Source organism: Pseudomonas yamanorum (genome assembly GCF_900105735.1).
GTDB classification, from domain to species: domain Bacteria; phylum Pseudomonadota; class Gammaproteobacteria; order Pseudomonadales; family Pseudomonadaceae; genus Aquipseudomonas; species Aquipseudomonas yamanorum.
Genome location: NZ_LT629793.1, coordinates 1605917 through 1630351, shown reverse-complemented (window position 1 = coordinate 1630351; position 24435 = coordinate 1605917). Strand labels below are relative to the sequence as shown.

The 24435-nt window shown below is 60.9% G+C and carries 14 protein-coding genes and 1 pseudogene; 9 read left to right on the top strand and 6 right to left on the bottom strand.

From position 1 onward, the window contains the following. The first annotated feature begins 385 nt into the window (after positions 1-385). The 3 genes and pseudogenes from rlmKL to BLU46_RS07880 form a co-directional block, all read left to right on the top strand. Positions 386-2650 carry a bifunctional 23S rRNA (guanine(2069)-N(7))-methyltransferase RlmK/23S rRNA (guanine(2445)-N(2))-methyltransferase RlmL gene (gene rlmKL, locus BLU46_RS07890; protein ID WP_063032336.1) on the top strand — a complete coding sequence of 755 codons (2265 nt, stop codon included), beginning with the start codon at positions 386-388 and terminating at the stop codon, positions 2648-2650. A 141-nt stretch (positions 2651-2791) separates the two neighbouring features. Then, positions 2792-5191, top strand: coding sequence for a sensor domain-containing diguanylate cyclase (locus BLU46_RS07885; protein WP_093200430.1), 2400 nt, complete (start codon positions 2792-2794; stop codon positions 5189-5191). 209 nt (positions 5192-5400) lie between these two features. Then, a pseudogene (locus BLU46_RS07880) lies at positions 5401-5613 on the top strand (hypothetical protein); the annotation flags it as partial. A gap of 177 nt (positions 5614-5790) precedes the next feature. On the opposite strand, the gene dacB reads toward BLU46_RS07880, so the two are convergent. Then, a complete protein-coding gene (gene dacB / locus BLU46_RS07875) occupies positions 5791-7251 on the bottom strand; it encodes a D-alanyl-D-alanine carboxypeptidase/D-alanyl-D-alanine endopeptidase (RefSeq protein ID WP_063032330.1) in 1461 nt (486 codons plus the stop codon). Between the two features lie 235 nt (positions 7252-7486). On the opposite strand from dacB, the gene BLU46_RS07870 reads away from it, so the two are divergent. Further along, complete coding sequence (locus BLU46_RS07870) at positions 7487-7831, top strand: YggL family protein (RefSeq protein WP_003219101.1); 345 nt, start codon at positions 7487-7489, stop codon at positions 7829-7831. A 54-nt stretch (positions 7832-7885) separates the two neighbouring features. Here BLU46_RS07870 and BLU46_RS07865 read toward each other — a convergent pair whose 3' ends face one another. Next, positions 7886-9076 (bottom strand): benzoate/H(+) symporter BenE family transporter, encoded by a 1191-nt coding sequence (locus BLU46_RS07865; protein ID WP_093200424.1) that lies wholly within the window; start codon positions 9074-9076, stop codon positions 7886-7888. A 329-nt stretch (positions 9077-9405) separates the two neighbouring features. Here BLU46_RS07865 and BLU46_RS07860 point away from each other — a divergent pair, with 329 nt between their 5' ends. Beyond that, positions 9406-10170 (top strand): GntR family transcriptional regulator, encoded by a 765-nt coding sequence (locus tag BLU46_RS07860; RefSeq protein WP_017477154.1) that lies wholly within the window; start codon positions 9406-9408, stop codon positions 10168-10170. Between the two features lie 123 nt (positions 10171-10293). On the opposite strand, the gene guaD is transcribed toward BLU46_RS07860, so the two are convergent. The 4 genes from guaD to xdhA all read right to left on the bottom strand — a co-directional run bounded on the left by guaD (position 10294) and on the right by xdhA (position 16412). Beyond that, positions 10294-11598, bottom strand: coding sequence for a guanine deaminase (gene guaD, locus BLU46_RS07855; protein ID WP_093200421.1), 1305 nt, complete (start codon positions 11596-11598; stop codon positions 10294-10296). Between the two features lie 7 nt (positions 11599-11605). Continuing rightward, positions 11606-12448, bottom strand: coding sequence for a xanthine dehydrogenase accessory protein XdhC (gene xdhC, locus BLU46_RS07850; protein WP_093200418.1), 843 nt, complete (start codon positions 12446-12448; stop codon positions 11606-11608). 123 nt (positions 12449-12571) lie between these two features. Further along, the gene (gene xdhB / locus BLU46_RS07845; protein WP_093200415.1) at positions 12572-14971 is read right to left on the bottom strand and encodes a xanthine dehydrogenase molybdopterin binding subunit; all 2400 of its coding nucleotides are present in this window, start codon (positions 14969-14971) and stop codon (positions 12572-12574) included. Continuing rightward, positions 14964-16412, bottom strand: a complete 1449-nt coding sequence (gene xdhA / locus BLU46_RS07840) for a xanthine dehydrogenase small subunit (RefSeq protein ID WP_093200412.1) — start codon at positions 16410-16412, stop codon at positions 14964-14966. The genes xdhB and xdhA overlap by 8 nt, the downstream gene beginning before the upstream one ends. A 280-nt stretch (positions 16413-16692) precedes the next feature. On the opposite strand from xdhA, the gene BLU46_RS07835 reads away from it, so the two are divergent. From BLU46_RS07835 to ligA, 4 genes are all read left to right on the top strand, one after another. Beyond that, on the top strand, positions 16693-17352 hold the full coding sequence (locus BLU46_RS07835) for a GntR family transcriptional regulator (RefSeq protein ID WP_017477159.1): 660 nt from the start codon (positions 16693-16695) through the stop codon (positions 17350-17352). A gap of 2 nt (positions 17353-17354) precedes the next feature. Beyond that, positions 17355-20843: a chromosome segregation protein SMC gene (smc, locus tag BLU46_RS07830; RefSeq protein WP_093200408.1), complete on the top strand. Its 3489-nt coding sequence runs from the start codon at positions 17355-17357 to the stop codon at positions 20841-20843. Positions 20844-21102: 259 nt separating this feature from the next. After that, positions 21103-21954 carry a cell division protein ZipA gene (gene zipA, locus BLU46_RS07825; protein ID WP_093200405.1) on the top strand — a complete coding sequence of 284 codons (852 nt, stop codon included), beginning with the start codon at positions 21103-21105 and terminating at the stop codon, positions 21952-21954. An 87-nt stretch (positions 21955-22041) separates the two neighbouring features. Next, positions 22042-24399 carry an NAD-dependent DNA ligase LigA gene (gene ligA, locus BLU46_RS07820; protein WP_063032319.1) on the top strand — a complete coding sequence of 786 codons (2358 nt, stop codon included), beginning with the start codon at positions 22042-22044 and terminating at the stop codon, positions 24397-24399. Positions 24400-24435: the final 36 nt, after the last annotated feature.

Here is a 24435-nt window from a genome sequence, read left to right as displayed (position 1 = left end):
AACCAATAGGTCACATGGATTCAATGATCGTTTTGTCATAAGCACGTAACGATAATGATGCTATGGCCATAAGCTGGGATGGCTTTTCGCCCCTTTTCTTGGGCAAACCCAGCTATGATGTGCCCTTCAAAGAGGATGGGTTTAATCCTTTAGTGAGAATGCCCACCTGTTGCAGTCGGTTATTATTCGACGAAGGGTCAGAATATTTCTTTTTGTTGCTTCAAATACTTGAACTGCCCCGTCGATAAAGGCCCAAAAGGCCTGTAGCCGAGGTGGAACGGCACATTCGTGCCACACGAGCGCTCTTCAAGAAAAGCGCTTGATTGAAAACCGAACGCGCGATGCGTCGCCCGTTCACTTATTGCTGAAAAGCCTGGAATGCCCCATGTCGGACCGTTTTGAACTCTTCCTCACTTGCCCCAAGGGCCTCGAAGGCCTGCTGATCGAGGAAGCCGTCGGGCTTGGCCTTGAGGAAGCCCGCGAGCACACCTCAGCCGTGCGCGGCATGGCCGACATGGAGACCGCCTACCGCCTGTGCCTCTGGTCGCGCCTGGCCAACCGCGTGTTGCTGGTGCTCAAGCGCTTCCCGATGAAGGACGCCGAAGACCTGTACCACGGCGTGCTGGACATCGAGTGGGAAGACCACATGCTCGCCGACGGCACCCTGGCCGTTGAATTCAGCGGCCACGGCTCGGGCATCGACAATACCCACTTCGGCGCGCTGAAGGTCAAGGATGCGATTGTCGACAAACTGCGCACCCCGACCGGCGAACGTCCGTCCATCGACAAGATCAACCCGGACCTGCGCATTCACCTGCGCCTGGACCGTGGCGAAGCGATCCTCTCCCTTGACCTGTCCGGCCACAGCCTGCACCAGCGCGGCTACCGCCTGCAGCAGGGCGCCGCACCGTTGAAAGAGAACCTGGCGGCGGCGATCCTGATTCGCTCCGGCTGGCCGCGCATCGCTGCCGAAGGCGGCGCGCTGACGGACCCAATGTGCGGCGTCGGTACCTTCCTGGTGGAAGGCGCGATGATTGCCGCCGACATGGCCCCCAACCTGAACCGTGAGCTGTGGGGCTTCACCGCCTGGCTCGGTCACGTTCCGGCGCTGTGGAAGAAACTTCATACAGAGGCCAGCGAGCGCGCGGCCATCGGCATGGCCAAGCCGCCGCTGTGGGTTCGGGGTTACGAAGCTGACCCACGCCTGATCCAACCCGCGCGTAACAACATCGAACGCGCCGGCCTGAGCCACTGGATCAAGATCTACCAGGGCGAAGTCGGCACCTTCGAGCCGCGGCCGGACCAGAACCAGAAAGGCCTGGTGATCTGCAACCCGCCTTACGGTGAGCGTCTGGGTGATGAAGCCAGCCTGTTGTACCTCTACCAGAACCTCGGCGAGCGTCTGCGCCAGGCGTGCCTGGGCTGGGAAGCGGCGGTGTTCACCGGTGCTCCGGACCTGGGCAAGCGCATGGGTATCCGCAGTCACAAACAGTATTCGTTCTGGAACGGCGCCTTGCCGTGCAAGCTGCTGCTGATCAAGGTCACCCCGGACCAGTTCGTCACCGGCGAGCGTCGCACCCCGGAACAGCGCCAGGCCGAGCGCGAGCAAGCGGCCTACGACCAGGCGCCGACCGAGCCGCAAGAGCGCCAGTACAACAAGAACGGGAACCCGATCAAACCCGCCCCGGCCCCGGTGGTCGAGCAGGCGCGCTTGAGCGAAGGCGGGCAGATGTTTGCCAACCGCCTGCAAAAGAACCTGAAGCTGCTGGGCAAGTGGGCCAAGCGCGAAGGCGTCGATTGCTACCGTGTATACGATGCCGACATGCCGGAATACTCCATGGCCATCGACCTGTACCACGACTGGGTTCACGTCCAGGAGTACGTGGCGCCCAAGTCGATCGACCCGGAAAAAGCCTCGGCCCGCATGTTCGATGCCCTGGCGGCCATTCCCCAGGCGCTGGGCATCGACAAGAACCGCGTGGTGGTCAAGCGTCGCGAACGCCAGAGCGGCACCAAGCAGTACGAGCGCCAAAGTGCGCAGGGCAAGTTCACCGAGGTCAGCGAGGGCGGCGTCAAGTTGTTGGTCAACCTGACCGATTACCTGGACACCGGCCTGTTCCTTGACCACCGCCCGATGCGCATGCGCATCCAGAAAGAGGCGGCCGGCAAACGCTTCCTCAACCTGTATTGCTACACCGCCACCGCCAGTGTGCACGCGGCCAAGGGTGGCGCGCGCAGCACCACCAGCGTTGACCTGTCGAAGACCTACCTGGACTGGGCGCGCCGCAACTTCTCCCTCAACGGTTTCTCCGACAAGAACCGCCTGGAGCAGGGCGACGTGATGGCCTGGCTGGAAGCCAGTCGTGATGAGTTCGACATGATCTTCATCGACCCGCCGACCTTCTCCAACTCCAAGCGCATGGAAGGCATCTTCGACGTGCAACGTGACCACGTGCAGTTGCTGGACCTGGCCATGGCACGCCTGGCGCCGGGCGGCGTTTTGTACTTCTCCAACAACTTCCGCAAGTTCCAGCTGGAAGACAACCTCGTCGAGCGTTACGCCGTCGAGGAGATCAGTGACAAGACCATCGACCCGGATTTTGCGCGCAACGCCAAGATCCATCGGGCGTGGAAAATCACCGCTCGCTGATCACTGCGTTCTGAAGCCGCAAGCCCGGATCATTCCGGCCTTGCGGTTTTTTTTTGCGCTGGTCAAACGCAAGTCCTGTGGCTATAACTTAAGGCCTTGCCAAAGTGACGCACCTGCACGCTGGCGTTCCGAGTCTTGTCTATGCCGCTGCATGCCGTCCGCCCGAAAATCCTAGGCTTTATCAGTGAGCAAGTATCGGCGTGGCTGGTGGCGGTGGTGGTGTTTCTGGCCGGTAGTGCGCTGACGATCGTCGTCGCCTGGGCGGCCTCCGATCTCTATCAACAGCAGGTGCGCCAACGCTTCCAGTTGCTGGTCAACGAGCGCTACAGCCGCCTCCAGGAACGCTTTGAGGACCAGGAACAACGCCTGGGCAGCCTGCGGCGGTTTTTCGTCAATTCCACTACGGTCTCCCGCGAAGAGTTCGACGGTTTTGCGCAGCCCTTGCTGTTGCGCACCCGCGCTTATGCCTGGGCGCCCCGGGTGTTACGGGACCAGCGCAGCGCGTTTGAACAAGAAATTACGGCTGAGCGCGGGGTGAGTTTTTCCATTCGCGAATTGAACGCAGCGGGCGAACTGGCCCCGGCCGCTCAGCACGATGAGTATGTGCCGGTGCTGTACAGCCAGACCCAGAGCCTGCTTGGCTCGCCGCTGGGGTTTGACCTGTTGGCCCAGCCACTGCGACGCTCGACGGTGGAGCGTGCGCGACAGTCCGGCAAAATGGCGGTGTCCCAGCCCATGCAACTGGTGGGGGTGGAGCCGGCCTACGCCATGGGCGTGCTGTTGGTGGCACCCGTCAGTCGGGCACCGACGCCACAAGCGCCCATCAGCGAACCTTACGGCTACGTAATGGCGGTAATCAGCATGCGCCAGCTGGTGGCCGACGGCTTGCCCAAGGCGGACCGGGACAATCTGGTGACGCAGATCGTCGATACTTCCGACGCAGAAAAGCGCGTGCTGTATGAATCCAGCAACGCCGTGGCGGACAGCGACCTGATGGCCGTACGCCGGCTGACGCTTGGCGACCACGTCTACGCCTTGAGCCTGCGCCCCAGCCAGGTGTTCCTGCAGGGTAATCATTCTTCGCAGGTCACTATCTTGGTCATGGGCAGCCTGCTGAGCCTGTTGCTCAGTGCGCTGCTCTACGTGTTGGTCAGCCAGCGCCAGCGCGCGTTGAAACTGGTGGAGCAACGCACGGCCCAATTGCGTCAGCGTGAACAGGAGTTGCGGGGTACCCACGGCCAACTGCGCAGCGTGCTGAATGCGGCGACCCAGGTGGCGATCATTGCCACTGACCTGCGCGGTGTGATCACCACCTTCAACGCCGGCGCCGAGCGAATGCTGGGCTTTGAGGTGGACGAGGTCCTGGGTCACCTGACCCTCGAAAGCCTGCACCTGGCGCCCGAGCTGGAAGCCCGCGCGGTGCAGTTGAGCGCGGCGCTGGGCAAGCGCATCGCGCCAGGCCAGGCGATGCTGGTGGACGGCGCCGATGCGGTGCACGAGACCCGTGAGTGGACGCTGGTGCGCAAGGACGGCAGCCATCTGACGGTGAACATGCTCGCCACCGTGTTGCTGGATGAGCATGGCCTGTGGGTCGGGCACCTGGCGATCTGCCTGGATGTCACCGAACAAAAGCGTGCCTATGAGGCCCTGGCCGCGCGGGACCGCCTGCTGAAGAAACTCAGTGCCCATGTGCCCGGCGGTATTTTCCAGTTCATCCTGGAACCGAACGGCGACTCGCGTTTCATCTATGCCAGCGACGGCATTCGCGATATCTACGAGATCGAGCCGGGGGTGTTGCAGCAGGATGCACGAAAGGTCTTCGAGCGCATTCATCCGCTGGACGTCGAGCGGGTACGGGACTCCATTCGTTTGTCCACCCTGCAACTGAGCCATTGGCGTGAAGAGTACCGGGTGCAATTGCCCCAGCGTGGGCTGCGCTGGATTCGCGGTGAAGCGACGCCGGAAGAACTCCCCGGCGGCGGTACGTTATGGCATGGCTATGTGTCGGATATTTCTGATCTAAAGCGGGTCGAGGAAGAGCTGCGGGCGCTGTCGATTACCGATTCCCTGACCGGCATTCATAACCGACGCTACTTCCAGGACCGGCTGAAGGCCGAGATGATTCGAGTCAAGCGCGCTTCTGGAGCGTTGTCGGTGATCATGTTCGACATCGACCACTTCAAGCGCATCAACGACCAGCACGGCCATGCGGTCGGCGACGAGGTGCTCAAGGAGTTGTGCCGGCGCATCAGTCAACGATTGCGGCGTACGGATGTGTTTTGCCGGCTGGGGGGCGAGGAGTTCGTGGTGCTGTGCCCCAATACCGACGGCAGCCAGGCGCTCAGCGTTGCCCTGGAGTTGTGGCAGGCGTTGCGCAGTGAACCGATGGAGGATGTGGGGATCGTGACTGCCAGCTTCGGGATCGCCAGTTGGCGGGTCGAAGAGGGGGTTGATGGCCTGTTGCTGCGGGCGGATTCAGGGGTGTATGCGGCGAAGCAGGCGGGCAGGGATAGAGTTGAGGCAGAGCGGGCGCTTGCCTGAAGCCAGATTGGAGTGTGGGAGCTGTCGAGCTTTAGCGAGGCTGCGATGCAGGCGCCGCGGTGCACCAGGTACACCGTGGTGATCCTATCGCAGCCTCGCTAAAGCTCGACAGCTCCCACATTTGATCTTTGTTGCTGTTAGAGAACCGGGGCCGCCGCCAGTTTCGGCTGGCGGTACAGGTCCAGCAGCACCTGGTCCAGCACCGAAGAGGCAGCCAGGCATTCAGTGTTGCCCTGGAGTTGTGGCAGGCGTTGCGCAGTGAGCCGATGGAGGATGTGGGTATCGTGACTGCCAGTTTCGGGATCGCCAACTGGCGAGTCGAAGAGGGCGTTGATGGCTTGTTGCTGCGGGCGGATTCAGGGGTGTACGCGGCGAAGCAGGCGGGCAGGGATAGAGTTGAGGCAGAGCGGGTGCTCGCCTGAAGCCAGATCGGAGTGTGGGAGCTGACGAGCTTGCCTGAAGCCAGGTATCGGAGCGTGGGAGCTGTCGAGCTTTAGCGAGGCTGCGATGCAGGCGCCGCGGTGCACCAGGTACACCGCGGTGATCCTATCGCAGTCTCGCTAAAGCTCGACAGCTCCCACATTTGATATTTGCTGCTGTTAGAGGACCGGGGCCGCCGCCGCCAGTTTCGGCTGTCGATACAGGTCCAGCAGCACTTGATCCAGCACCGAAGAAGCACCCCACGGTTTCGGATCGTTGAGAATCGCCACCACGGCCCAGGTATTGCCATTGTTGTCGCGGCTGAACCCGGCGATCGCACGCACGGTGTTCAGGGTGCCGGTCTTGACGTGGGCTTCGCCGCGCATGGCCGTGGTCTTCAGGCGTTTACGCATGGTGCCGTCGGTGCCGGCAATCGGCAGCGAGCTGATGTATTCCGCCGCGTACGGGCTTCTCCACGCCGCTTGCAGCATGGTTGCCATCTCGCGGGCGCTGACCCGTTCGGCGCGGGACAGGCCGGAACCGTTCTCCATCACCAGGTGCGGTGCGGTGATGCCCTTTTTCGCCAGCCACTGGCGCACCACGCGCTGGGCCGCCTTGGCGTCGTCGCCGTCGGCATCGGTGCGGTACTGCGCGCCCAGGCTCAGGAACAGCTGCTGGGCCATGGTGTTGTTACTGTATTTGTTGATGTCGCGGATGATTTCCGCCAAGTCTGGCGAGAACGCACGAGCCAGCACTTTGGCGTTCTTCGGTACCGGCGCCTGGATGTCGCGGCCCTGGATGCTGCCGCCCAGTTCCTTCCAGATCGCCCGAACGGCGCCGGCGGTGTAGGTGGCGTGGTCCAGCAGTGACAGATACGTCTGCGAGCTGCAGCCATCCGCCAACTGGCCGCTGACGGTCACGGTGACGCTGCCATCGGCGGCAGTCATCGGGCTGTAGCGCACGTCACCGGTGCACTGTTTAGCGTTGGAGACCTTGACCTGGTTGTCGATGCGAATGCTCGCAATCGGCGGCTCGACCGACACCAGTACCTTGCCCGAGTCATTGCGGGTGACGAAGCGCAGCGCCTTGAGGTTGACCATCAGGGCATCGGGCTTGACCAGGAACGGCTTGTTCTCGTCGTTGCCGTCGTCATTGAACTCCGGCAGTTGCGGCGGGATGAAGAAGCCACGGTCGAGTACCAGATCGCCGGTCACTTGCTGCACGCCATTGGCCCGCAGGTCGCGCATCAGCAGCCAGAGTTTTTCCATGTTCAGCTTGGGGTCGCCGCCGCCCTTGAGGTACAGGTTACCGTTCAGGATGCCGCCGCTGAGGGTGCCGTCGGTGTAGAACTCGGTTTTCCACTGATGGTTGGGGCCGAGCATTTCCAGGGCCGCATAGGTGGTGACCAGCTTCATCGTGGAGGCCGGGTTGACCGACACGTCGGCGTTGAACACGGTGGGTGTGCCCGGGCCATTGAGGGGAATCATCACCAGGGACAGCGCGTTGTTTTGCAGCTTGGCTTTCTGAAGGGCTTCCTGGACCTTGGGTGGCAAGGAAGTGTTGATCGGGGCAGCGGTAACGGAAAAGGCCAGGGGGAGAAGAAAGCCGGCCAGTAACAGTGGACGCAAAGATTTGATCATAAGAATTAAAACCCTACTGCTGAGGGGTAAAAAGGTGAGGGGTATGTACGAAAAATCCCTCAATGGTCATGAAAGTGTCGGCATTATGCCCCAAGGCTGTCGCACTTGTGGCTGAACGATAGCTGCAATTGGCGGTTTTTTTTACTGGCACTGTGCCGCCTGTCCCAGAGAATCGGGCAAAGGCCTGCTTAAACTGCTAAAGTGCCGCCCGTTATTACTTAAGAGGATTGTTCCAATGGCGACTAACCGTTCCCGGCGTCTGCGCAAAAAACTGTGCGTTGATGAATTTCAAGAGCTGGGTTTCGAACTGAACCTGGACTTCAAAGAAGGTTTGGACGATGAAGCGGTTGACGCTTTCCTCGAAGCATTCCTGACTGAAGCAATGGACGGCAACGGCCTGGACTACGTCGGCGGTGATGACTTCGGTCTGGTTTGCAAAGCCACCCGTGGTTCGGTCAACGAAGAACAGCGTGCCGCTGTTGAAGCGTGGCTGAAGGCTCGTCCAGAGCTGACCCGCGTTGAAGTCAGCGCCCTGTTGGACGCTTGGCATCCAGAAAAGCCGATCAACCCGGCAGTCTGATGTCATGAAAAAGCGACCCGCCCGGGTCGCTTTTTCGTTACTGGGTCTAAAGAATCAGGCCTTGCGCCAGTTCAGAATCACCAGCGTCAACACCCCCGCGACAATCCCCCAGAACGCCGAGCCGATGGAAAACAACGTCAACCCCGACGCTGTGACCATGAAGGTGATCAACGCTGCCTCCCGTTCCTTGGGCTCATTCATGGCGATGCTCAGGCCATTGATGATCGAGCCAAACAACGCCAATGCCGCAATCGACAGCACCAGTTCCTTGGGTAACGCAGCGAACAACGCGGCCAACGTCGCGCCAAACACCCCGGCAATCCCATAGAAAATCCCGCACCAGACCGCGGCGGTATAGCGCTTGTTGCGATCCTCATGGGCATGGGGTCCGGTGCAGATCGCCGCGCTGATGGCTGCCAGGTTGATGCCATGTGAGCCAAACGGCGCCAGCACCAGCGAGGCCAGGCCGGTGGTGGTGATCAAGGGTGAAGCCGGCACGTTATAGCCGTCGGCCCGCAACACGGCGACCCCCGGCATGTTTTGCGAGGTCATGGCCACCACGAACAGCGGGATACCGATGCTGATGGTCGCCGCCAGGGAGAAGTGCGGCGTGGTCCACACCGGGGTTGCCACTTCGAGGTGGAAGCCACTGAAATCCAGCAGCCCCATCAGCCCGGACAGCGCCGTGCCGATCAGCAGTGCCGCGAGTACGGCATAACGCGGCGACAGGCGCTTGATGACCAGGTAAGTGAAGAACATCCCCAGCACCAGCCCGGTACGGTGCTGCGCGGCGACGAAAATCTCGCTGCCGATCTTGAACAGAATGCCCGCCAGCAAGGCGGCCGCCAGGGACGCAGGGATGCGCTTGACGAGTTTTTCGAAGCTGCCGGTCAGCCCACAGATGGTCACCAGCACCGCGCAGGTGATGTAGGCGCCGATGGCTTCGCCGTAACTCACACCGCCCAGGCTGGTGATCAACAGCGCCGCGCCCGGTGTGGACCAGGCAATGGTGATCGGCGTGCGATAGCGCAAGGACAGACCAATGCTGCACACCGCCATGCCGATGGAAATCGCCCAGATCCACGAGGAAATTTGCGCCGTGGTCAGGCCGGCAGCTTGGCCGGCTTGAAACATCAGCACCAGGGAACTGGTGTAGCCGGTCATCATGGCAATGAAACCGGCGACGATGGCCGAAGGCGAAGTGTCGGCCAGTGGGCTTAATCGCGCTTGGGGGGCGTCGGACATGGGGCGGTGTTCCTTTTACCGGGCTGTCTGTAGGAGCGAGCTTGCTCGCGAAGGTCGTTAACGATGATGCTGGCATCCTGACTGAATGCGGTGCTTATACGTTTTTCGCGAGCAAGCTCGCTCCTGCAAAGGAGAAAGTGCGGAATCAAGCCTAAACTCAAACGTAACGATTCATTGCAATACAGCCGGCGCCGCAAACAGCCGTACAGTGTGTTGGCGCAGTGGGTTGTGTACAATGTGCGCTGATTTTACGCGATACTTGCCAGCGACCCTCTGTGCCGTATTACAGTCAACGTCAATTCGCCGCCGTTCTCCCGACCCGAGTGCCCATGAACGAACAGTTGCAGCCCCTCAAGAAACAACCGCGAGCCGGTAAGGCCGGTCGCAGTGGAACCCAGGACGATATCGTCTACGCGCATATCTTCGAGGCGATCCTCGAGCAACGCCTGGCGCCCGGTACCAAATTGAGTGAAGAAGCGCTGGGCGAAATCTTTGGCGTCAGCCGCACCATCATCCGCCGCGCACTGTCGCGCCTGGCCCATGAAGGCGTGGTACTGCTGCGGCCCAATCGGGGTGCGGTAGTGGCCAGCCCAAGTGTCGAGGAAGCCCGCCAGGTGTTCCTCGCCCGGCGTCTGGTGGAGCGTGCGATCACTGAGTTGGCGGTACAGCATGCCACGGCCGAGCAACTGGCCGAGCTGCGGCAGATGGTCAACGACGAGCGCGACAGCTTCTCCCGGGGCGATCGCGGTGCGGGTATCCGGCTTTCCGGCGAGTTCCACCTGAAACTGGCCGAGGCGGCGAAGAATGCCCCGTTGATCAGCTTCCAGCGCAGCCTGGTGTCCCAGACCTCGTTGATCATCGCCCAGTATGAAAGCGGCAACCGCTCCCACTGTTCCTACGATGAACACACCCAGCTGATCGACGCGATCGAAGCGCGGGATGCGGGTCTGGCGGTGAACCTGATGATGCATCACATGGATCACATCGACAGCAAGCTCAACCTCGATGAGGAGAGCGCTTCCGATGATCTGCATGCGGTGTTCTCGCATTTGTTGCAGACCAAGAAGCCGGGGCGCTCGTCTGTAAAGTTGTAAACCCGATCAAACATGTGGGAGCTGGCTTGCCTGCGATAGCATCACCTCGGTATCACTGATACACCGAGGTGTCTGCATCGCAGGCAAGCCAGCTCCCACATTTGGTTTGTGGTGCTGGTTAAATCAGCGTTGGTGCACCAATTGCCCCGCCGCATACGTCTGCAACACCGCCCGGTCATCCCCCAGTGTCATCAATACAAACAACGTCTCGGCAATGTTGTTGGCCTGCTTCAGGCGATAGCTGAGCAGCGGGGTGGCGTTGTAATCCAGCACCAGGAAGTCGGCATCAGTACCCGGTTGCAGGGTGCCGATCTTGTCTTCCAACCGCAGTGCTCGCGCACCGCCCAGGGTCGCCAGGTACAACGACTTGAACGGGCTCAACCGCGCCCCTTGCAGCTGCATCACCTTGTACGCTTCGTTCAGTGTCTGCAGCAGCGAGAAGCTGGTGCCACCGCCGACATCCGTACCCAGGCCGACATTCAGCTTGTGCTTCTCGGCCATCGGCAGGTTGAACAACCCGCTGCCCAGGAAGAAGTTCGACGTCGGGCAGAATGCGACTGCCGAGCCTGCTTCTGCCAGTCGCGCGCACTCGTCATCGCACAGGTGCACACCGTGGGCGAACACCGAGCGCTCACCCAGCAGTTTGTAATGGTCGTACACGTCCAGGTAGCCCTTACGCTCCGGGAACAGTTCTTTCACCCACTCCACTTCCTGCAGGTTTTCACTGATGTGGGTCTGCATGTACAGGTCCGGGTACTCCCCCAGCAACTGCCCGGCGAGGGTCAGCTGTTCGGGCGTACTGGTCGGTGCGAAACGTGGCGTTACCGCGTAGTGCAAACGGCCCTTGCCATGCCAGCGCTCGATCAGCGCCTTGCTTTCCGCGTAGCCGGATTCGGCGGTGTCGGTCAGATAGTCCGGCGCGTTGCGGTCCATCATCACCTTGCCGGCGATCATCCGCAGGTCGAGCTTCTCGGCCGCTTCAAAAAACGAGTTCACTGACTGCGGGTGCACGCTGCCGAATACCAGGGCGGTGGTGGTGCCGTTGCGCAGCAATTCCTTGATGAAAATGTCCGCGACTTCTTCGGCGTGGGCCTTGTCGGCGAACTGGCTTTCACACGGGAAGGTGTAGGTATTGAGCCAGTCCAGCAACTGCTCGCCATAGGCACCGACCATGCCGGTTTGCGGCAGGTGAATGTGGGTGTCGATCAGGCCGGGGGTGATCAGCGCGTCCTGGTAATGGGTGACTTCGATGTCGGCGGGCAGGGTAGCGAGCAATTCGCTGGCGTGACCCAGGGTGCTGATCTGGCCGTTGTCGATCACCAGCAGGCCGTCTTCGAAATACTCATAGGAGGCTTCGATCCCCACTTCGGCAGGGTCGGCGATGCTGTGCAAAATGGCGGCACGGTAGGCTTTGCGTGTCAAAGGCATGGTCGTCTCAGTTAGTCGCTTGGCTGCGGCGGGATACCGGCAGCAGTTTGGCAATGGGTTCGGCGCTCGCAGTGTGCTGGCCGAAATTGGCGTTATAGGTGGCGATGATTTCGCCGGCGATGGAGATGGCAATTTCCACAGGCAGTTTGCCTTTGACCTCAGTCAACCCCATCGGGCAATGCATGCGTTGCAGGTGCGCTGTGTCGAAACCGCGATCCCGCAGGCGGTGTTCAAACTTGACGCGCTTGGTCTTCGAACCGATCAGGCCGAAGTAGGTAAAGTCATTGCGCTTGAGCAGGGCGGCGGTCAGTTCCAGGTCCAGTGCGTGGTTGTGGGTCATGACGATGCAGTAACTGCCTGCGGGCAAGTGGTCGATTTCATCCACCGGCTCTTCGCTGACGATTTTACGCACGCCTTGGGGGATGTGTTCCGGGAATTCCTGTTCCCGGGAATCGATCCAGCGCACCCGGCATGGCAGGCTGGCCAGCAACGGCACCAGCGCACGGCCGACATGGCCGGCGCCGAACACCGCGATGTGCGCCTGCACCTGGCCCATGGGTTCGAACAACAGCACCGTCACGCCGCCGCAGCACTGGCCCAGGCTGGCGCCGAGGCTGAAGCGCTCCAGGTGGGTGTTCTGCTGGCCCCGCACGAGCATGTCCCGGGCGATCTGCATCGCCTTGTATTCCAGGTGCCCGCCACCGATGGTGTCGAAGGTGTGGGCGGCGCTGATCACCATCTTCGAGCCGGCATTGCGCGGTGTGGAGCCGAGCTCTTCGATGATGGTCACCAGCACGCAGGGTTCACCCTGGTTCTGCAGGTCGGCGAGGGCGCTGATCCAGTTGTTCATGTTTACCTCAGCATCTCTGTTGTCAGTTCGACCGCTATCGCAGGCAAGCCAGCTCCCACATTTGATTGGGTTCACACATCAGAATGTGGGAGCCGGGCTTGCTCGCGAAGGCAGCGCCTCGGTCTAAAGCGAAGCCAACTCGGTTTCCGTTTCCACAGCTTTTGCGGCGGTCAACTGGCGCATCTGCTCACACCCCCACAACACCCGCTCCGGGGTTGCCGGTGCATCAATCTTCGGCTGATGGCGATAGTCACCCAGGCTCGCCACCGCATCCTTGATCGCACACCACGAGGCAATACCGAGCATGAACGGTGGCTCGCCCACGGCCTTGGAATGGAACACCGTGTCTTCCGGGTTCTTGCGGTTTTCCACCAGCTTCACCCGCAGGTCCAGCGGCATGTCGGCGACCGCCGGGATCTTGTAGCTGGCCGGGCCATTGGTCATCAGCTTGCCTTTGTTATTCCAGACCAGCTCTTCCATGGTCAGCCAGCCCATGCCCTGGATGAAGCCGCCTTCGACCTGGCCGATGTCGATGGCCGGGTTCAGCGAGGCGCCCACGTCGTGCAGGATGTCGGTGCGCAGCATTTTGTATTCGCCGGTCAGCGTGTCGACGATCACTTCGCAACAGGCCGCGCCGAACGCGAAGTAGTAGAACGGTCGGCCACGCGCCTGGCTGCGGTCGTAGAAAATTTTCGGGGTCTTGTAGAAACCGGTGCTCGACAGTGAAACCTGGGCGAAATACGCCTGCTGGATCAACGCTTCAAAGGTCAGAATGTGATCGCGAACCCGCACATGCCCGTTGTGGAATTCAACGTCGGCCTCGCTGACTTCATACTTGCGCGCGGCAAATTCCACCAGGCGCTGCTTGATGGTTTCGGCGGCGTTCTGTGCAGCCTTGCCGTTCAAGTCGGCACCGCTGGACGCCGCCGTCGGCGAGGTGTTCGGCACCTTGTCGGTGTTGGTGGCGGTGATTTGTACGCGGTCGATTTCCACCTGGAAGATCTCGGCCACCACCTGCGCGACCTTGATGTTCAACCCCTGGCCCATCTCGGTGCCGCCGTGGTTCAGGTGGATGCTGCCGTCGGTGTAGATGTGGATCAGCGCACCGGCCTGGTTGAGGAAACTGGCGGTGAAGGAAATCCCGAATTTCACCGGTGTGAGGGCCAGGCCTTTTTTCAGGATCGGGCTGTTGGCGTTGTAGCGACGGATCGCTTCGCGGCGCTCAAAATACTGGCTGCTTTGTTCCAGTTCGGCGGTCATTTCTTCGAGCATGTTGTGCTCGACGGTCTGGTAGTAGTGGGTGACGTTGCGCTCGGTCTTGCCGTAGTAGTTGGCCTTGCGCACCGCCAGCGGGTCGAGGGCCAGGTGCCGGGCAATCGCGTCCATCACTTCCTCGATGGCGACCATGCCTTGGGGGCCGCCGAAGCCACGATAAGCCGTGTTGGACGCGGTGTTGGTCTTGCAGCGGTGGCCGTTGACGGTGGCGTCGCCCAGGTAATACGAGTTGTCGGAGTGGAACATTGCGCGGTCGACAATCGAGTTCGACAGGTCCGGCGAGCAGCCGCAGTTGCCCGCCAGATCCAGGTTGATACCGTGCAGCCGGCCGCTGTCGTCGAAGCCCACGTCGTATTCGATATAGAACGGGTGGCGCTTGCCGGTCATCAGCATGTCTTCGACCCGTGGCAGGCGCATCTTGGTTGGCTGGCCGGTGAGGCGTGCGACCACGGCGCACAGGCATGCCGGGCTGGCGGCCTGGGTTTCCTTGCCGCCAAAACCACCGCCCATGCGGCGCATGTCGACCACGATCTTGTTCATCGACACGTCGAGTACTTCGGCCACCAGTTTCTGCACTTCGGTGGGGTTTTGCGTGGAGCAATACACAATCATGCCGCCATCTTCAGTGGGCATCACCGAAGAAATCTGGGTTTCCAGGTAGAAGTGTTCCTGGCCGCCGATGTGCAGGGTGCCCTGGATACGGTTTTTGGCGGTCGCCAGCGCCCCCGCCGAATCACCGCGTTGGTGGGTGTGGCTGTCCAGCACGAAATGTTTTTTGCGAAACGCCTCGACCACGTCCAGCACCGGCTCCAGGTCTTCGTATTCGATCACGGCGGCCATGGCGGCTTTGCGCGCGGTTTCCAGGTCACGGGCGGCGACGGCCAGCACCACCTGGCCGACGAACTGCACGGTGTCGATGGCCAGCAACGGGTCGCCGGGCATCAGCGGGCCGATGTCTTTCAGGCCCGGCACGTCTTCGTGGGTAATGACGATGCGCACACCTTCGAAGGCATAGCAGGGCGCGGTGTCGATGCTGATGATCTTCGCGTGGGCGCGGTCCGACATGCGTGCGTACAGGTGCAACTGTTTCGGAAATTCCAGGCGGTCATCGATGTACTGCGCCTCGCCCGAGACGTGCTTGGCGGCGCTGTCGTGCTTGACGCTGCGACCGACGCCGCTGGTCAGGTCCTTGGCAAACAGTACGGCGAGTTCGGCTTGGGATTTTTCCACGGCATGATGGTTAGACATAAGCGGTCACCCGAGTCTCGATGTGCGGCGTTTGCAGTTCGATGAAGTATTTGCGCAGCAGGTTTTGTGCGCTGAGCAGGCGGTATTCCTTGCTGGCGCGGAAGTCCGACAGCGGGGTGAAATCTTCGGCGAGGGCGGCGCAGGCTTTTTCCACGGTGGCGGAATTCCAGGTGGCGCCGTTCAGCGCGGCTTCGCAGCTTTTCGCACGTTTTGGGGTGGCGGCCATGCCACCGAACGCCACGCGGGCATCCGTGATCACGCCGTTATCAATCTTGAGGTTGAAGGCGGCGCAGACGGCGGAAATGTCATCGTCCAGACGCTTGGAAACCTTGTAGGCACGGAACAGCGGCACGCCTTTGGGCACGATGATTTTTTCGATGAATTCGCTGTCCTGGCGGGCAGTGACACGGTAGTCGATGAAGTAGTCTTCCAGGGCCAGAGTGCGACGGGTGTTGCCTTTGCACAGTACGATCTGCGCGCCTAGGGCGATCAGCAGTGGCGGTGAGTCACCGATGGGCGAGGCGTTGCCGATATTGCCGCCCAGGGTGCCCTGGTTGCGGATCTGCAACGAAGCGAAGCGGTGGAGCAATTCGCCGAAGTCCGGGTATTCGTTGTTGAGTGCGCTGTAGCAGTCGGACAGGGAAGTGGCTGCGCCGATTTCCAGGCGATCGTCGAAGCTTTCGATGCGCTTCATTTCTTCGATATTGCCGACGTAGATCATCACCGGCAGCGTGCGGTGGAACTGGGTGACTTCCAGCGCCAGGTCGGTGCCGCCGGCCAACAGCCGGGCTTGCGGATAAGCGTCGTAGAGGTCCGCCAAGTCGGCGACGGTCAACGGTACCAGGCAGCGTTTATCACCGCTGTTCAATTCACCGGTTTGCGTCGGGGCGATGGATTTCAGGCGGGCGATGGTGTCGGCTTGGCGGCTGTCGAACTGGTCCTGGGGCTTGTTGCAGCAGGCCTGTTCGGCGGCGGCGAGAATCGGGCGATAACCGGTGCAGCGGCAGAGATTGCCGGCCAGGGCTTCATGGGCTTTCTGGCTGTCGGGTGCATCACTGTTTTTTTGCAGGGCGAACAGCGACATCACAAAGCCCGGGGTGCAGAAGCCGCATTGCGAACCGTGGCACTCCACCATGGCCTGTTGCACGCTGTGGAGTTGGCCCTGGTGCTTGAGGTCTTCAACGCTGATCAGTTGCTTGCCGTGCAGGGATGAGACAAAGGTCAGGCACGAGTTGAGGCTGCGATAGCGAATCTGCTCCGCGCCTTGATCGTCGGTGTGCAGCTCGCCGACCACCACGGTACAGGCGCCACAGTCGCCGCTGGCGCAGCCTTCCTTGGTGCCGGATTTGCCCAGGTGCTCACGCAAATAGTTGAGCACGGTCAGGTTCGGGTCCAGGGCGTGCTCGCTACGGAGCTCCTGGTTTAGTAAAAACTGGATCACGGAAGGCCTCGCAGACTCATTATTGTTGTTAACCGCTTTGCGCCGAATCTAGTCATGTCTGACTTTTCGGTCAACGATTTTCTGACCGAAAGGTCAAGAAAATGCGATCTCAACATCCTTAATTATGGTCCAGTTCTCTGGAACCGCCGTTTTTAGGGGCTTCTGGACTTTAACGGTTGCTTATTTCATGCCAAATTCGTGCTTGTGGGCCGTACGCCATCAATGGGCAAGTGCGCTACACTGCCGCGCTCGTACCGATAGAAGATTTTGAAGGGAAAACATGACGTTCAAGGCGCCGGATAGTCTTGCCGAGCAAATCGCTCACCACCTCGCCGAACGTATCATTCGCGGCGACCTCAAGCCTGGGGAGCGGATCCAGGAGCAGAAGGTCACACTGGCGCTTAATGTCAGCCGTGGTTCCGTGCGCGAAGCCTTGCTGATCCTTGAGCGTCGGCACCTGATCGCGATCCTGCCGCGCCGTGGCGCCCATGTCACCGAGCTGACTGCCCACAAGGTGCAGAGCCTGTGCACGCTGATGGGTGAGCTGTACATCCTGCTGGGCAACGCGGTCGCCGCCGGCTGGCAGACCCAGGCCGACATGGCGCCGTTTGTGCAGATCCAGCAGCGCTTGGTCGCCAGCTTCGAACGCCAGGACATCCGCGCCTTCGTCGAGGAAAGCTTCAATGTGATGCGCGCCGCGTATCCGTTCGCTAACAACCCGTATCTGCAGGAAACCGTCGAGAACCTGCAGCCGGCGATGAACCGTGCCTATTACCTGGCGCTGGATCAACGCAAGGCGTCCATGAGCGAGTACCTGGTGCTGTTCGAGCAGTTGCTAGCCGCCGTGCTGGCCCGTGACCTGCCACAGATTCGCCAGGTGCTCTCGGCCTACGGCGAGCGCAGTTGCTCGCTGGTTATTGCTGCGTTGGCGGAAGCCTAAGCGTGCGGCTCAAGTGCATCAAACTGGCGGGGTTCAAATCCTTCGTCGACCCGACCACGGTGAACTTCCCCAGTAATATGGCGGCAGTGGTCGGGCCCAATGGCTGCGGCAAGTCGAACATCATCGACGCCGTACGCTGGGTGATGGGCGAGAGCTCCGCGAAAAACCTGCGTGGCGAGTCGATGACCGACGTCATCTTCAACGGCTCCACCAGCCGCAAGCCAGTGAGCCAGGCCAGCATTGAACTGGTGTTTGATAACTCCGATGGCACCCTGGTGGGCGAGTACGCGGCCTACGCGGAAATTTCCATCCGCCGCAAAGTCACCCGCGACAGCCAGAACAGCTATTTCCTCAACGGCACCAAGTGCCGCCGTCGGGACATTACCGACATCTTCCTCGGTACCGGCCTGGGCCCGCGCAGCTACTCGATCATCGAGCAGGGCATGATCTCCAAGCTGATCGAAGCCAAGCCCGAAGACCTGCGTAACTTTATCGAGGAAGCGGCCGGCATCTCCAAGTACAAGGAGCGCCGGCGCGAGACCGAAAACCGTATCCGTCGCACCCATGAAAACCTTGCCCGTCTGACCGACCTGCGTGAAGAGCTGGAGCGCCAGTTGGAGCGCCTGCACCGTCAGGCCCAGGCGGCCGAGAAGTATCAGGAATACAAGGGCGAGGAGCGTCAGCTCAAGGCGCAACTGTCAGCCCTGCGCTGGCAGGCATTGAATGATCAAGTGGGCCAGCGCGAAGCGATCATCGGCACCCAGGAAATCAGCTTCGAAGCGTTAGTGGCTGAGCAGCGCAATGCCGACGCCAGCATCGAGCGCCTGCGGGACGGTCACCATGACCTGTCCGAGCGCTTCAATCTGGTGCAGGGGCGCTTCTATTCGGTGGGCGGTGACATCGCCCGGGTCGAGCAGAGCATCCAGCACGGCCAGCAACGCTTGCGCCAGTTGCAGGACGACCTGAAGGAAGCCGAACGCGCGCGCCTGGAAACCGAATCGCACCTGGGCCACGACCGCACCTTGTTGCTGACCCTCGGGGAGGAGCTGGACATGCTCACCCCGGAGCAGGAAGTCACCAGCGCCGCCGCCGAGGAAGCCGCTGCGGCCTTGGAAGAATCCGAAACCACCATGCACGCCTGGCAGGAGCAGTGGGACACGTTCAACCTGCAATCCGCCGAACCGCGCCGCCAGGCTGAGGTGCAGCAATCGCGCATCCAGCAACTGGAAACCAGCATGGAGCGCCTGGCCGAGCGTCAGCGGCGTTTGGTGGAAGAGCGCGTGTTGCTCGCGGCCGACCCGGAAGACGCGGCGATCCTCGAGCTGAGCGAGAAACTCGCCGAAAGCGAAATGACCCTGGAAGAGCTGGAAGCCAGCGAAGAACAGCAAGTGGAGCGCCTCGAGCAATTGCGTCAGCAACTGCAGCAGGCGACCCAGGCGCAGCAAACCGCCCAGGGGGATTTGCAGCGGCTTAACGGTCGATTGGCCTCCCTTGAAGCCTTGCAGCAAGCGGCGCTCGACCCGGGCACCGGCACTGCCGAATGGTTGCGTGATCAACACTTGGCCGAGCGCCCGCGCCTGGCCGAAGGCTTGAAGGTTGAAGCCGGTTGGGAGTTGGCGGTGGAAACCGTCCTCGGTGCCGACCTGCAAGCCGTGTTGGTGGATGATTTTGGCGGTTTCGATCTGGCGGGTTTTACCCAGGGTGATTTGCGATTGCTTAGCCCCGCGGCAGACGGCACACGCGTACCGGGCAGCCTGCTGGACAAGGTCGAGGCGGCGATTGATCTGTCGTCTTGGCTGGGTCAGGTCAAACCGGTGGACAGTCTTGAGCAGGCCTTGGCCCAGCGTGGCCAATTGGCGGCCGGGCAAAGCCTGATCAGCCGTGACGGCTTTTGGGTCGGCCGGCACTTCCTGCGGGTGCGTCGTGCCAGCGAAGCGGAAAGCGGCGTATTGGCCCGTGGCCAGGAAATCGTCAACCTGACTGCCGAACGGGAAGAGCGCGAAGCCACCCTTGAATCCCTGGAAAACCAGCTGCAAACCTTGCGCGCCACCCAGCGCCAGCAAGAGACCGGCCGCGAACACCTGCGCCGGCTGTTGCAGGACGAAGCGCGCCAGCAAGGCGAATTGAAAGCCCAGCTCTCGGCGAGCAAGGCCAAGGTCGAGCAACTGACCTTGCGCCGCACCCGGCTCGACGAAGAAGTGGCGGAGATGGGCGAGCAACGCGCCCTCGAACACGAACAAGTCGGTGAAGCGCGCCTGCAACTGCAGGAAGCCCTCGACAGCATGGCCCTGGACACCGAGCAGCGCGAGTTGCTGCTGGCCCAGCGCGACAGCTTGCGCGAGCGCCTCGACCGGGTGCGTCAAGAAGCCCGCCAGCACAAGGACCATGCCCATCAACTGGCCGTGCGCCTCGGCTCCCTGCGGGCGCAACACGACTCCACGCGCCAGGCCCTTGAACGTCTGGAAATGCAGTCCGAACGCCTGACCGAAAAGCGCGAGCAACTGAGCCTCAACCTGGAGGAGGGCGAAGCCCCGCTGGAAGAGCTGCGCCTGAAACTTGAAGAGTTGCTCGACAAGCGCATGACCGTCGACGAAGAGCTCAAGACCGCACAAATCGCCCTGGAAGATGCCGATCGCGAACTGCGCGACGCCGAAAAGCGCCGGACCCAGGCCGAGCAGCAATCGCAGCTGATCCGTGGCCAACTCGAACAGCAGCGCATGGAATGGCAGGCCCTGACGGTTCGACGCAAAACCCTGCAAGACCAGTTGCTGGAAGACGGCTACGACCTGCACGGCGTGCTCAATACCCTGACCGCCGAGGCCAACGAGAAAGAAGCCGAAGAAGAACTTGAACGGATTGCCGCACGCATTCAACGACTCGGCGCGATCAACCTCGCGGCTATCGACGAGTACCAGCAGCAGTCCGAGCGCAAACGTTATCTGGACGCGCAGAACGCCGATCTTGTCGAAGCCCTGGACACCCTGGAAAACGTGATCCGCAAGATCGACAAGGAAACCCGTAATCGCTTCAAAGATACCTTTGATCAGATTAATGGCGGTTTACAGGCGTTATTCCCGAAAGTTTTCGGTGGTGGCAGCGCTTACTTGGAACTGACGGGCGAAGATCTACTCGATACAGGGGTAACGATCATGGCGCGGCCTCCAGGCAAGAAGAACAGCACCATCCATTTGCTGTCCGGTGGCGAGAAGGCACTGACGGCATTGGCCCTGATATTTGCGATCTTCAAGTTGAACCCGGCACCGTTTTGCATGCTCGACGAAGTTGACGCTCCGCTGGATGACGCTAACGTTGGACGGTACGCCCGACTGGTTAAAGAGATGTCCCAGACGGTGCAGTTCATCTATATCACCCACAACAAGATCGCCATGGAAATGGCTGATCAATTGATGGGTGTGACGATGCACGAGCCGGGCTGTTCGCGTTTGGTGGCGGTGGATGTCGAAGAGGCGATGGCGCTGGTGGAATCCTGAGGCGCACTTCGCAGGAGGATTTTCAGCAGGATGTAAGGTGATTTACCGGTCTGGGAAAAGTGGCAAATGGACATATTTGTTCAAGGCATTTTGACAGACGGTGTAAAGTTATCTTTGGTCGTGCTAGTTTAATGTCAAATTTTCGTATGCGTGGGCAAAACGTCATTCAGAACATAGAGTTGGCGCCACGTTTTAAAGCGGTTTGCACGGTGCTAAACCCCTTATTTTTCAGCATTTTTTATTAGAGGCACGGGATTACATGGAAATCGGTCTGCGCGAGTGGCTGATCGTCATCGGCATTATTGTCATTGCCGGTATTCTTTTTGATGGCTGGCGCCGGATGCGTGGCGGCAAGGGCAAGTTGAAATTTCGCCTGGACCGCAACCTGTCCAATTTGCCGGACGACGACGGCAGCGCCGAGCTGCTGGGGCCACCACGTGTCCTGGATAACCATAAAGAGCCGCACCTGGACGAGCACGACCTGCCGTCGATGAGCGCACCCGTGCGTGAAGCCCGTGAACCCAAGCGCGGCAAGCGCAGTGCGGCCAGCGAGCCATCCCAGGGTGACCTGAACCTGGACCTGGAAGAAGGTCCGAGCTTCAGCAGCCGTGACGGTGACTTCCCGGATGAAACCCCGGTCAAGAACGCCCATAAAGAATCCGTCAAGGATCAACCGGCTGCCGAAGAGGTGCTGGTGATCAGCGTGATCTGCCGCGACGCCGCCGGCTTCAAGGGCCCGGCCTTGCTGCAAAACATTCTGGAAAGCGGCCTGCGTTTTGGCGAGATGGATATTTTCCACCGCCACGAAAGCATGGCCGGTAACGGCGAAGTCCTGTTCTCTATGGCCAACGCGGTCAAGCCGGGCATCTTTGATCTGGACGACATCGACCATTTCAGCACTCCGGCCGTGAGCTTCTTCCTCGGTTTGCCAGGCCCGCGTCACCCGAAACAAGCCTTCGACGTGATGGTGGCCGCTGCCCGCAAGCTGTCCCAGGAACTCAACGGCGAGCTCAAGGACGACCAACGCAGCGTCCTGACCGCCCAGACCATCGAGCATTACCGTCAGCGCATCGTCGAGTTCGAGCGTCGTGCCCTGACACAGAAGCGCTAAGGTCCAAGCTTAAGCGTTGCCTGTAGAATCCATGCACTAACATATTGAGCAGCTTCGGCTGCTCTTTTGCTTTATGAGAGAACACCCATGACCGCCGCCCACACCCGCATCCTCGAACTGCGCGCTGAACTGGATCAGCACAACTACCGTTACCACGTCCTCGACGAGCCGAGCATCCCGGACGCCGAGTACGACCGGCTGTTCCATGAGCTCAAGGCCCTGGAAGCCGAGCACCCGGACCTGGTAACCCGTGATTCACCGACGCAGCGGGTCGGCAGTGCGGCATTGTCGGCGTTCACTCAGGTGCGTCACGAAATCCCGATGCTCAGCCTCGGCAACGCCTTCGATGAAAGCACCATGCTTGAATTCGATCGCCGGGTCACTGAGGGCCTGGACTTGCCGGTGGGTGACCTGTTTGGCGGCGGCGCGGCGGTGGAATACAGCTGCGAGCCGAAGCTCGATGGCCTGGCGGTCAGCCTGCTGTATCAGGACGGTGAACTGGTGCGTGGCGCCACGCGAGGCGATGGCACCACCGGCGAAGACATCAGCGTCAACGTGCGCACCGTGCGCAATATTCCTTTGAAACTGCACGGCACCGGCTGGCCGGCGACCCTTGAAGTGCGCGGCGAAGTGTTCATGTCCAAGGCCGGCTTCGAGCGGCTGAACGCCACGCAGTTGGAGGTCGGTGGCAAGACCTTCGCCAACCCGCGCAACGCGGCTGCGGGCAGCCTGCGCCAGCTGGATTCGAAGATTACCGCCAGCCGTCCGCTGGAATTCTGCTGCTACGGCGTGACCACGGATATCAGCGACACCCACATTGGCAATCTGCAACAGCTGAAGAAATGGGGCATGCCCATCAGCCATGAGTTGAAACTGGCCAAAGGGATTCAGGATTGCCTCGATTACTACCGCGATATCGGTGAGCGACGGAATGCCTTGCCCTATGAAATCGACGGTGTGGTGTTCAAGGTCAACAGCATTGCCTACCAACGTGAACTGGGCTTCCGTGCCCGCGAACCGCGTTGGGCAATCGCCCACAAGTTCCCGGCGATGGAGGAACTGACCGAACTGCTGGACGTTGAGTTCCAGGTGGGTCGTACCGGCGCTGTGACGCCCGTGGCACGCTTGAAGCCGGTCAAGGTTGCGGGTGTGACCGTGTCCAACGCCACCTTGCACAACATGGACGAAGTGGCGCGCCTGGGCCTGATGATCGGCGACACTGTGATCATCCGCCGTGCCGGTGACGTGATTCCCCAGGTGGTGTCGGTGGTCACCGAGCGTCGCCCGGAAAACGCCCGCGCGGTGCAGATCCCCGAGAGCTGCCCGGTGTGCGGCTCTCACGTTGAGCGCACGCAACTGGTCAAGCGCAGCAAGGGCAAGGAAACCGTCAGCGAAGGCGCGGTATACCGTTGCGTTGGGCGCCTGGCCTGCGGTGCGCAACTCAAGCAGGCGATCATTCATTTCGTCTCGCGCCGGGCCATGGACATCGATGGCCTGGGCGACAAGACCATCGAGCAACTGGTGGACGAGAAACTGATCGGCTCGCCGGCTGACCTCTACAAGCTCAAGTACGAACAGATCATCGACCTGGAAGGCTTTGCCGATGTCTCCAGCAAGAAGCTGATCACCGCCATCGAAAACAGCAAGACGCCAACTCTTGCACGGTTTATCTACGCCCTCGGCATTCCCGATGTGGGCGAGGAGACCGCCAAAGTGCTGGCGCGCTCCCTGGCGTCCCTGGAGCGCGTGCAGCAGGCGTTGCCGGAAGTGCTGACGTACTTGCCGGATGTCGGTCTGGAAGTGGCCCACGAGATTCACAGTTTCTTTGAAGACAGCCATAACCAGGACGTGATCGGTGCCTTGATCTCCAAGGACGAGTGCGGACTGGAGTTGCAGGAGCAGGGTGAACTGAGCGCCGAGTTTGCGGCCAGCACCACGTTGGGCGGCTTGCTCGACAAACTGCACGTGCCGTCCGTAGGCCCAGGTGCTGCGCAGAAACTGGCGGACAAGTTTGGCTCCCTCGAAGGTGTGATCAAGGCCGACTGGCTCGACATGCGCCAGGCGTTGCCGGAGAAGCAGGCCAAGGCCGTCCGGGATTTCTTCGACATCGAAGAAAACGCCAATCGTGCGCTGGCCATCGAGCAACAGCTCAAGGACTTCGGCATGCATTGGCAGAGCGAGAAGAAGGTCGTCGAAGGCTTGCCCGAGGCGGGTCACACCTGGGTGCTCACCGGCTCCCTGGAACTGATGAGCCGCGATGTCGCCAAGGAAAAACTCGAAAGCCTTGGCGCCAAGGTGGCGGGCTCGGTGTCGGCGAAAACCCATTGCGTGGTGGCCGGGCCAGGTGCCGGTTCGAAGTTGGCCAAGGCCAGTGAGCTGGGCTTGAAAGTGCTGGATGAAGAAGCGTTCGTGGCATTTTTGGCCAAGCACAACATCACGGTCTGATGATCGTTCCCACGCAGAGCGTGGGAACGATCTCTC